Consider the following 9,747-nt stretch of genomic DNA (forward strand, 5'->3'; position numbering starts at 1 on the left):
GGGCTATCCGCTCACGACATTGTCGTAGCGCAGGGCGACGTAGCCCGAGGCGGCGTGGCCGGCGATGCGGCCGTCACTGCCGCCGTTGAGGTAGTCCTGACCGCGCATCATGTCGTCCGTGGTGTTGGCCTCGTGGATGTACGAGAACTTCCCTGCGGCCTTGTCGACCCACTTCTCGAAGAGCACCACGTGGCCGTCCAGGGTGTTCAGCGCGTCGCCGGGCTGCAGGTCCGACTTGGAGATGGTGGCGGCGATGCCCGGCAGGCTCTGGGTCGTGTAGCTGCTCGCCGCGTGCCAGGCCATGGAGACGAAGCCCGAGCAGTCGGTGCGGTAGGTGTGGTCGCCGTCCGGGTCGGACGCGTAGGCGCTCTGGCTGTAGGGGATGTCGCGGTTCAGCCAGTTCACGGCGCGGCTCATGATCTCGCTGCGGGCGATTTGCCCGCCCTTGGTGGAGGGGGTGGGGGTCGGGGGCGCGGGCGGCTGGTAGGTGCAGTCGTTGGCGAAGGCGGAGAGCAGGGTCTGGGTCCAGCCGCTCACGTCGACCGGGTCGGCGGGGTGGTAGGCGATGTCGTCGCCCTTGCCGTCGGTGGGGTCGGCGTCGTGGTACCAGTACATGCCGCCGTTCGTGCGGCCGTAGTAGAGGCCGCCGCCGGGCGAGACGAGGTTGTCGACCGCCGACCAGCCCGAGCTCTTGAGCACCGAACTCTCCCAGTCTCCGACGCCGTTGATCTGGTAGGAGAGCAGCCGGCCGTCGGCGGTGCTGGCGATGAGGACGTCATCGCCCGCGGCGGCGAGCGTCTTGAGGACGAAGCCCGTGTCGATCACCGCGTGCTTGGCGATGTGGGCCGACCCGGTGGGCTTGGCCTGGGAGATGTTGTAGCGGTGGAGCTGGCCGGCGACCGTGCCGTAGAGGTGGCCGGCACCGTCGTAGGTCATCTTGTCGAAGGTCCAGCCGCCGTCCCAGATCTTGGTGACTCCGGCCAGGGCAAGCGCGTTGTCGTTGGTCTGGATGTCGACGCGGTACAGGTCGCCGGCCGTCGAGGTCACGAGCACGGTGTTGAAGTTGAGGGTGGCCATGGCCTGCGGCGTGAAGCCGAGGTTCGAGCCGATCAGGGTCTTCACCCGGTCGCCGGTGTTGGGGGATATCGCCGTGTAGGTGAGGCGGCCGTCGGCGAGGGTGCCGTAGATCGAGACGTCGCCGCCGCAGATGGCGGCGGCCTGGGCCGGCGCCGAGGTGAGGGTGACCATGCCGAGGGTGGTGGCGGTGACGGCCAGGGTGGCGGCGAGGCGGCGCTTGAGGGACGACGAGGACATGGGTGTCTCCGGATTCTGGGCAGCCCTGACGTACGCGCGTCGGGCCGGGGAGGGGAGGGGCGAAGGAGAACGGGCGAGCGGGCGTGACGCGGGGGCCGGGCCGCTCAGTACCAGTTGTTGTTCAGGAAGTGGGTCCAGGCGCCGCAGGGCGTGCCGTACTGGCCGTCGATGTAGGACAGGCCCCACTTGATCTGGGTGACCGGGTTGGTGCGCCAGTCGTCGCCGAAGGCGTCCATCTTGGAACCGGGCAGCGCCTGGGGGATGCCGTAGGCCGTCGAGTTCGGGTTGTCGGCCCAGTAGCGCCAGCCGCTCTCCCTGTCCCACAGCTGTTCCAGGCAGTTCCACTGGGTGGTGCTGTTCCAGGCGCCGCCGTCGTGCTTGTTCATCAGGTCGCGGCCGGCCGCCTTCACGGCCGGTATGTCGTGGCCGTCGAGCGGGTCCGCGGTGGTGGTGCAGCTGAAGGTCGCCGGCTGGGCGGACAGCAGCTTCTGCGTCCAGCCCCCGGTGTTGACGGGGGTGTCGTTGTGGTAGGCGATGTCGGTGCCGGAACCGTCGGCCGGGTCGGCGTCCTTGTACCAGTACATGGCGCCCGTGGTTTCGATGCGGCCGTAGTAGAGACCCCCACCGGGCGACACGACCTGGTCGAAGCCGGACCAGCCGGAGGTCTTGAGGTCGTCGCGGTCCCAGCTGCCGTCGCTGCCGATCCGGTACGAGTAGAGCGCGCCCGCCGACGTGGTGGCGAGGAGGCGGTCGTCCCCGGCGGCCGTGAGCGTCTTCAGGACGAAGCCGCTGCCTATCTCCTTGCGCTGGCCGATGTGCGCCGAGCCGGTCGGCTTGGGCTGGGAGACCAGGTACTGGAGCAGGAGCCCGCCCGCGGTGCCGTACAGGTGCCCGTGTCCGTCGTAGGTGAGCTTGTCGTGCGTCCAGCCACTGTCGAAGATCTTGACGGGCGGGCGCTCCAGGACGAGGGACTCGTTGTTGGTGAGGACGTCGAGGCGGTAGAGCGCACCGGAGGTCGAGGTCACCAGGATCGTGTTGAAGTTGAGGGTGGCCATCGCCTTGGGCTCGAACCCCAGATCCGCTCCGACCCGCACCGTCTTCAACGCGCCGGTGGCCGGGGTGATGGTACTGAAGGTGAGCCGGCCGTCGGGAAGGACGCCGTAGATCGCGGCGGTCCCGCTGCAGGTGGTCGCGGCCTGTGCGGCCGGGGCGGTCGCGACGGACGCGGCGGTGAGCAGTCCGGCACCGAGGGCGGTGGAGAGGGCGGCTACCGCGCTCTTTCGGGCAGCCTGACGGAAGGTGGTGGTCACTGCGTTCTCCTGAGGAACGTTCGCGGGCAGGCCGGACATCGCCGTCAGCGGTGCGGCTCGGTGGTGCGGTAGCCGTGCGCGCGCAGCGGGGCGCGGGCGCCGTCGAGGATGGCTTGGGCCTGGGTGAGGGCCGCGGCTTCGGATGCGGCCCGCAGGAAGAGGTAGACGTGCACGCCGTCGCGGGCGGCTTTGGCCCGCAGGTGTTCGAGGCCGTGCGCGGCGGGGGTGTGGGCCCAGATCAGATCGGCGACGAGCGCGAGCACACCGTCCCGGTCCGGATCGTCACAGGGCCCCGACAGGGAGGCTCGGATGACGCGCATGCCGGCTAGTCCCAGTTGATGCTGTCCTCGACGGAGGTGGGTGCCGTGTCCCAGTTGATGCTGCCGTCCGCGGAGGCGCTGACGTGGTGGTGCTCGGCGGAAGCGGTCACCGAGGTGGTGGTGACGGCGGCGGCACACAGGGCGGTGAAGACGGCGGCGAAAGCGGCGAAGCGGGCGGTGCGGGCGGTGCGGGCGTTGCGGGACATGGTTTCCCCCAGGTCACAGGCTCGGAAGCGATGCGTTCGGTGCGGTGTGCTGCGCGCTGTCCGGATCGTCCTTGCGGCTCTGGCCTGAGTCGGGGACTTTCGTCCCCGCCGTCCCGGTGAACACCATGGTGCTGGCGTCAGGACCCGCGAAGAAGAGGTTGCGGCTGTCACCAACAGGCCTGGCACCTTGGTGACAGACTTCGCCTACGATCAGCCCGGCGGCGCTCGTCGGCGCTGTCCAACTACTGCCGGGGGGCGACGACTTGCTGCACACACTGGGCCTGGGGGCCGACGTGGAGGCCGTGTACCGGGGCATGCTGGCCGACCCATCGGAAGGGATCGCCGAGCTCAGCGCCCGCCTCGGCCTCACCGAGACCCAGGTCCGCGAGGGCCTGGACCGGCTCGTCGACCTCGACCTGCTCAGACCGTCACGGGACTGCCCGGGCGGGCTGCGCGCGGTGAGACCCGAACTGGGCCTGGAGCTGCTGCTGCGCCGCCAGGAGGAGGAACTGGCCCGCCGTCAGCAGGAGCTGGCCCGCAGCAAGGCGGCGGCGGCGCAGGTGGTCTCCGAATTCGCGGAGCTCAGCCCGAACACCGAGGTCGACGGCGCGGAACGGCTTGTGGGGATGGACGCCATCCAGGGCCGGCTGGAGCAGCTCGCCCACGGACTGGAGCGGGAATGTCTGGCGATCCTGCCGGGCGGCGCGCTCTCCGAGGCGAGCCTGGAAGCCTCCCGACCGCTGGACCGGCGGGCGCTGGCCCGCGGCATCGAGATGCGGTCGGTCTACCAGGACAGCGCCCGCAACGATCCGACGACGCTGGCCTACGCCCGGTGGCTGACCGAACAGGGCGGCCAGGTGCGGACCAGCCCGCTCCTGCCGCCCCGCCTCCTGATATTCGACCGCGCCGTGGCGGTGGTCCCGATCGACCCCGACCATTCCCGGCTGGGCGCCCTGTGCACCAGCGCCCCCGGGATCGTGGCCTCCCTGACCACCCTGTTCGAGCAGACGTGGAACTCCGCCGTCCCGCTCGGAGCCGACCGCCCCCGCCCCAGCGACACCCGCCCCACCGCGACCGAACTGGAGCTGCTGAAGCTCCTGGCGTCGGGCATGACGGACGAGGCCGCGGCCAAGCGGCTCGGGGTATCCCTGCGCACGGTCAGGCGCCAGATGGCCGCCCTCATGGAACGCCTCCACGCCACGAGCCGCTTCGAAGCCGGCCTCAAGGCGGCCCAGCAGGGCTGGCTCTGACGGTCAGAGACTCCGGACGAAGGCGGTGAACGCCTCTGCCGTGACCGTGAAGACCGGCCCGCCGGGGTTCTTGGAGTCGCGAACGGCGACCTGGCCGTCTCCTCCGGTCGTTCCGCTGTACGAGGCCTTGCGCCAGGCGACGGCGAGCGGGGCGCACTCGACGCAGTCGCCGCCTGTATTTCCGCTGTAGCTGGACTTACGCCACAACATGCCGGTCAGGTTCAGGCTGCTCCCCATAACGCTCCTCCATTACCTGCGCGATCAACACCGCCGACTCCTCTACAGAGAGTGCGGCGGCCTGCAAGTGAGCGTAACGAAGCGCGGCTTCCCTGACGGTGTCGGGGTTGGCCGTCATGTGGCCCGAGATGAGGTCTTCCGTATAGACGATGTCCGGATCTGTGTCGAAGCGCAGTCCGTTGAACGACCCGATCAGGCCGGCATGCTCACCCGCCGCACACGGCAGCACCTGGATCTGAACCCACCGGTTCTCATGGAAGCTCAGCAGGTGGGCGAGTTGCGCGCGCATCACCTGATGCCCCCCTATCGGCCGGTGCAGCACTCCCTCATCGAGCACCACCCAGATCATCGGAGACTGCTCCCGATGCAGGATGCGGTGACGTTCCATCCGAGCGGCCACCAACTCATCGAGTCGGTCCGGCATTCCGGTCATGAGCACCGCCCGCGCGTACGCCTCCGTCTGAAGGAGTCCGTAAACCACCTGCGACTGATAGGTGGAGATGAACGTCGCCCGGGCCTCCATCTCCGCGTACGCCTGGAACCACGTCGGCAGCACGCTCCGCAGGACCAGCCCCACCAGCCGGGAGAAGTGCCCGTCGGTACCCAGGGCCGCGTCCACCCGTTCCGAGAAGTCCCGGGTCGGTACCCGCTTGCCGTTCTCGATCATGCCGATCAGGGAGCCCGTGCAGAAGATGATCGCGCCCAGCTGCGCCTGCTTCAGGCCCGCCTCTTCTCTCAGTCGGCGCAGCTCGTAGCTGTAGTAGTCCAGCGGCGAGGCACTGGGATCGATGTCGCGCACCTGAGCCATGAGACGGGTACCCCCAAGCGGAGAACGAGCTTGTGGCCGAGCGTAGCGACGTCGACACTCACCGGTGTCGTGAATCCCGCAACCATGTGACACCTCCGCCCCGCCCCCGGGAGAGAAGGGGCAGGGCGGAGGCGTCGCTCGGCGCGGGGTGGGGGGAGATCAGCAGGCGCCGAGGTCTTTCCAGACACCCCACTCACCCGTGGTGCCCGGGGTCTCGTTCTGCGTCCACCACTGGGCCTTGTACTTGCGGCCGCTGTGGGAGACCTCGTTGCCGGCCGTGTAGACCGTGCCCGCGACGTACGCCGGGAGCGATCCGCAGCCCGTCGGAGGCTGCGTGGTCGGCGGGGTCGTGGTCGGCGGGGTGGTCGTCGGAGGCGTGGTGACCGGCGGCTGCGTGGTGCCGCCGAGGGCGTCCGAGATCTGGTTGAGCAGCGTGGTGCTGTTGTCCAGGCCGAGCAGGGAGTACATCATCGCGCCGGCCAGGCCGCGCTGCTTGCCGTAGTCGACCCGGGCCTGGACGGACTTCTGGTTGAGGCCGGTGAAGAACTCGCCGTCCTTGTAGAAGTACGAGGCCTTGGCTTGGTCGTCCCAGAAGGTGGTCGCCGGGTTGTCGACGAGGCCGCCGAGCTCCTTGTAGTTGGCGATACCGGCCTGCTGGCTGGTGGGGCGGGCGCCCGAGGCGCCGGTCGCGGACTGGGCGAGGCCGTTGTTCGCCCCGGCGGGGACGCCCTTCCAGCCGCGGTAGTAGAACTCGTAGCCCAGCGTCAGCTTGCCGGCGGGGAAGCCGCCGGTGATCCCGTAGGCCGGGTTGCCGTCGATCCAGGAGTCGATCGCGTTGTCGATGCTGTACTTCTGGGTGCCCGGCGCGATCGGGTCGGTCGGGTCGCCCGCCGGGGAGTACAGCGGGGACTGGTGGTACGTGGGGCCGTCGCTGTCCCAGGCGCCGTGCATGTCGTACGTCATGATGTTCGCGTAGTCGAGGTACGCGCCGATCTTGTCCGTCTCGATGTACTTGATCTTGTCCTGGCCGGCCGGGAGCGCCGAGGTCAGCATGTACTTCTTGCCGCCGTTGGCCTGGCCGTAGGCGTCGAGCTGCTCCCGGAACTCCTTGAGCAGGAGCGTGAAGTTCTGCTTGTCCTCGGGGGCGTAGTGGTTGCCGAGGTGGCCGACGGACGAGCCCGGGTACTCCCAGTCGATGTCGATGCCGTCGAAGATGCCGGCCGCGGCGCCCTGGCCTCCGTAGCCGCCCTCGACCGGGAGGTTGCCCTTGATGTACTGGTCGATGCAGGAGGACACGAGCTTCTTGCGGGAGGCGTCGGTCTTCGCCGCGTCGCTGAAGTACTTGGAGTAGGTCCAGCCGCCCAGCGAGATGTTGATCTTCAGGTGGGGGTACTTGGCCTTCAGCTGCTTGAACTGGTTGAAGACGCCGACGATCGGCTGGTCCCACTTGTCGGCGACCCCGCTGACGCTGTCCGCGGCGCTGAAGGACTTCTGGTAGTCGGCGTACGAGTCGCCCGCGCCGTCACCGGCGTTGGGGTTGTTGTCGTCGCCCGCCGCCTTGTTCGCCTCGAAACAGGTGAGGTTGGTGGGGTGGATGTTGCCGAACGAGTAGTTGATGACGTCCAGCTTGCCCGCTATGCCGCGGGTGTCGAGGTGCTTGGGGTAGAAGGCGTTGCCGTACACGCTCCACTGGTCGTAGTAGGCGATACGGACACCGCCCGCCGCGGCGGTGGTTCCGGCGTCGGCGGCCTGAGCCGTGCCGAGTCCCGCGAAGGAGGCCAGCGCTCCGGCTGCCAGCGCGGCCGTGGCGGCGGCTGCGATGAGGGGTTTACGGATGTGCATGAACTGTCTCCGTGGGGGTGGGAGGGGAGATCAAGCGGTTCGGGTGAGAGAAGTGATAGCGATCACCCCACCCTCACGTCAATGGTTCGGACCAAAGAAGGACTAGACCACTCACGCACCATTTCCCCAAGTCAGAGACGTGGGCGCACATCAGAAACCGCTCGCCACCCCGGGTGACGAGCGGTTTAAGGCTGCCTTCAGGCAGCCCCGCGCAAGGTTTCGGAAACGAACCAGCACATCGCCGTTCGCGTCCCGTCAATCGGCGGCGGGCGCCTCGACGGGCATGCCGTACACATCCGCGACCAGCTCGTAGGAGCGCAACCGGGCGGCCCCGCCGTGGGCGTTGGTGGTCAGCATCAGCTCGTCCGCGCCGGTCCGCTTCGCCAGGTCGTCCAGCCCGGTGCGGACCTCGTCGGGGGTGCCGTGGACGACGTTCGCGAGCCAGGCGTCCACGAACTCCCGCTCCGGCGGGGAGTACGCGTACGCCGCCGCCTCCTCGGGCGTCGGGATCAGGCCGGGGCGTCCGGTGCGCAGGCGCAGCATCGACAGCGCACCCGTGAGCGCTTGGGCGCGGGCCTGCGCGTCGGTGTCGGCGGCGAGCGCCGAGACGCCGATGACGGCGTAGGGGGCGTCGAGGACGGCCGAGGGACGGAAACTCTGGCGGTAGAGGTCGAGCGCGGGCAGGGTGCCGGCCGCCGAGAAGTGGTGGGCGTAGGCGAACGGCAGGCCGAGCTCGCCGGCGAGGCGGGCGCTGAAGCCGGAGGAGCCGAGCAGCCACAGCGGTGGCCGGCCGGCGGGGCCCTGGACCGGGCCCGGTACGGCGTGCACGCGGGCGTAGGGATGCCCGTCGGGGAAGTCGTCGTCGAGGAAGCGGGTGAGCTCCGCGAGGCGCCGGGGGAACTCGTCGGCGGCTTCGTCGAGACGCCCGGGTCCGCGCAGGGCGGCGGCGGTGCGGCCGTCGGTGCCAGGGGCGCGGCCGAGGCCGAGGTCGATCCGGCCCGGGGCGAGCGCCTCCAAGGTGCCGAATTGCTCGGCGACGGCGAGCGGGGCGTGGTTGGGCAGCATGATCCCGCCGGAGCCGAGCCGGATGCGGGAGGTGTGCGCGGCGAGATGGGCCAGGATCACGGCGGGCGAGGAGCTGGCGACGCCCGGCATGGAGTGGTGCTCGGCGACCCAGTGGCGGTGGTAGCCGCGGGTCTCCGCGAGGCGGGCGATCTCGACGCTCGTGCGGAGGGCGGCGTGGGCGGTGCTGCCCGCGCCGACGGTGACGAGGTCCAGGACGGAGAGCGGTACGGTCGCCCGGCCCGGCGCGGTGGCACGGATCCCGTTCGCGTTCCGGTTCGCCTCGCCGCTCCCCCTCGCGTTGCCCTGCGGGTCGTCCCCTGCGTCACTCATCGTCGCTCCCGTTTCGCTCTCCGGTCCGTACGACACCAGTGCGATACCGTACGAAGAACTCGAACCGTGGGCGGCCGCCGGGCATTCCCGGCGCTGAGGGGCGTCGCGCATGCCTCTGGCATATGCCACGGGAGTAGATCCAGGCAGAGAGACCTCATTGAGCCATCAATCTCCTCAACAGGCGCTCCACATGGTCCTCTTGATGGCTATCGTGGTAGGGCAAGCGGTAACAACCTGCTAGGGGGAAACCGTGGCGCTGAAGCCCGAGCCGACCGCGCCGTTCCACTCGGTGCAGTACGCACTACGCGTACTCGAAACGATCGCGCGTCACACCGGTGGTGTGACGGACGTCCAGATCGCGCGTGAGACCGGCCTGCCCGCAGCCCATCTCGCTCCGATGCTGCTCATGCTGCGCCGGGAGGGGTATGTCCTGCAGGTGTCCGACGGTGCTTACGCCATAGGGGATTCCCTCGTCCTGCTCGGCTCCGGGATCGACCGGCAGCAGGCACTCACCGACAAGCTCCAGGAGACCCTGGACCGGCTGCGCGACTCGGTCGGCGCGGCCGTCTACATCAGCCGGTACGTGGACGGCGAGGTCAGGATCACCCAGTTCGCGGACAGTCCCCGAACCCCGAAGGTGCACGAGTGGGTCGATTTCCGCTCCGCCGCGCACGCCAGCGCGGTCGGCAAGTGTCTGCTGACACAGCTCGACCTGAACGGGCGGCGCGACCACCTGTCCCGGCACAAGATCGCCCGGCTCACGTCGAAGACGATCGTGAACGAGCGGATCCTGTTCTCCAAGCTGGACGCCCAGCCCGCCACCGTGCCGATGCTGGACCTGCAGGAATACGCCGTCGGTACGGTCTGCGCGGCGGTGCCGATCACGGCCGGGGCCTCGGTGGGCTGCCTGGCCCTGTCGATGCCGGTCGAGCACGCGCACCGGCTGCGGGCCGCCGCGGACACCCTGAACCGGAAAGCCGCGCCGCTGCTGCTGTCGCTCACGCTCTAGGAGCCGCCGACAGGCCCGGAAAAACACTTCGGGCGGTTCCGGTGAAAAACCGGAAC

10 protein-coding genes are annotated in these 9,747 nt (G+C 69.4%); 2 read left to right on the top strand and 8 right to left on the bottom strand.

Annotation, left to right across the window (positions count from 1 at the left end; all coding sequences use genetic code 11):
• Positions 1–3: 3 nt before the first annotated feature.
• From ACWGIU_RS18830 to ACWGIU_RS18845, 4 genes are all read right to left on the bottom strand, one after another.
• Positions 4–1,314: a tachylectin-related carbohydrate-binding protein gene (locus tag ACWGIU_RS18830; protein ID WP_453707187.1), complete on the bottom strand. Its 1,311-nt coding sequence runs from the start codon at positions 1,312–1,314 to the stop codon at positions 4–6.
• A 104-nt stretch (positions 1,315–1,418) separates the two neighbouring features.
• Positions 1,419–2,624 (bottom strand): aggregation-promoting factor C-terminal-like domain-containing protein, encoded by a 1,206-nt coding sequence (locus tag ACWGIU_RS18835; protein ID WP_453707189.1) that lies wholly within the window; start codon positions 2,622–2,624, stop codon positions 1,419–1,421.
• 44 nt (positions 2,625–2,668) lie between these two features.
• On the bottom strand, positions 2,669–2,944 hold the full coding sequence (locus ACWGIU_RS18840) for a hypothetical protein (RefSeq protein ID WP_453707191.1): 276 nt from the start codon (positions 2,942–2,944) through the stop codon (positions 2,669–2,671).
• Positions 2,945–2,949: 5 nt separating this feature from the next.
• Positions 2,950–3,150: a hypothetical protein gene (locus ACWGIU_RS18845; RefSeq protein WP_453707193.1), complete on the bottom strand. Its 201-nt coding sequence runs from the start codon at positions 3,148–3,150 to the stop codon at positions 2,950–2,952.
• Between the two features lie 263 nt (positions 3,151–3,413).
• On the opposite strand from ACWGIU_RS18845, the gene ACWGIU_RS18850 reads away from it, so the two are divergent.
• Positions 3,414–4,400, top strand: coding sequence for a helix-turn-helix transcriptional regulator (locus ACWGIU_RS18850; RefSeq protein ID WP_453707195.1), 987 nt, complete (start codon positions 3,414–3,416; stop codon positions 4,398–4,400).
• A gap of 3 nt (positions 4,401–4,403) precedes the next feature.
• On the opposite strand, the gene ACWGIU_RS18855 is transcribed toward ACWGIU_RS18850, so the two are convergent.
• The 4 genes from ACWGIU_RS18855 to ACWGIU_RS18870 all read right to left on the bottom strand — a co-directional run bounded on the left by ACWGIU_RS18855 (position 4,404) and on the right by ACWGIU_RS18870 (position 8,682).
• The gene (locus ACWGIU_RS18855; RefSeq protein WP_453707197.1) at positions 4,404–4,637 is read right to left on the bottom strand and encodes a DUF397 domain-containing protein; all 234 of its coding nucleotides are present in this window, start codon (positions 4,635–4,637) and stop codon (positions 4,404–4,406) included.
• Complete coding sequence (locus ACWGIU_RS18860) at positions 4,597–5,445, bottom strand: helix-turn-helix domain-containing protein (RefSeq protein WP_453707199.1); 849 nt, start codon at positions 5,443–5,445, stop codon at positions 4,597–4,599. Before ACWGIU_RS18860 ends, ACWGIU_RS18855 begins: the two co-directional genes overlap by 41 nt.
• Positions 5,446–5,604: 159 nt before the next feature.
• Complete coding sequence (locus tag ACWGIU_RS18865) at positions 5,605–7,287, bottom strand: glycosyl hydrolase family 18 protein (protein WP_453707201.1); 1,683 nt, start codon at positions 7,285–7,287, stop codon at positions 5,605–5,607.
• A gap of 255 nt (positions 7,288–7,542) precedes the next feature.
• Positions 7,543–8,682: an LLM class flavin-dependent oxidoreductase gene (locus tag ACWGIU_RS18870; protein ID WP_453707203.1), complete on the bottom strand. Its 1,140-nt coding sequence runs from the start codon at positions 8,680–8,682 to the stop codon at positions 7,543–7,545.
• A gap of 250 nt (positions 8,683–8,932) precedes the next feature.
• On the opposite strand from ACWGIU_RS18870, the gene ACWGIU_RS18875 reads away from it, so the two are divergent.
• Positions 8,933–9,691, top strand: coding sequence for an IclR family transcriptional regulator (locus ACWGIU_RS18875; protein ID WP_030012142.1), 759 nt, complete (start codon positions 8,933–8,935; stop codon positions 9,689–9,691).
• The last annotated feature ends 56 nt before the right edge of the window (positions 9,692–9,747 follow it).

The organism is Streptomyces sp. NPDC054840 (assembly GCF_053611065.1).